This is a genomic window from Bacteroidota bacterium (assembly GCA_039821555.1).
Lineage (GTDB): Bacteria > Bacteroidota > Rhodothermia > Rhodothermales > Rubricoccaceae > JBCBEX01.
The window spans coordinates 878-1,185 of the sequence record JBCBNX010000052.1 but is presented as its reverse complement, the minus strand read 5'-3'; the positions used below and the strand labels follow the sequence as shown (position 1 = coordinate 1,185).

The following is a 308-nucleotide window of genomic DNA, read 5'->3' as shown; positions in this document are numbered from 1 at the left end:
AGCGAAATTCCTTGTCGGGTAAGTTCCGACCCGCACGAAAGGCGTAACGATTTGGGTACTATCTCGGAGAGAGACTCGGCGAAATAGACATGTCTGTGAAGATGCGGACTACCTGCACCTGGACAGAAAGACCCTATGAAGCTTTACTGTAGCTTGGAATTGGATTTAAGTTTTTTCTGCGCAGTATAGGTGGGAGGCTTAGAGAATATTCTTGCGGGGATGTTTGAGCCATCAGTGAGATACCACTCTGGAAAAACTGGAATTCTAACCTTGTTTGCCGTTATCCGGCAAAGGGACATTTTCTGGTG

General features: G+C 46.8%; 1 rRNA gene (cut by a window edge). It reads left to right on the top strand.

What is annotated here, in order from left to right:
* Positions 1 to 308 (top strand): 23S ribosomal RNA (locus AAFU51_18805); its annotated part runs 700 nt beyond the window's last position; the annotation flags it as partial.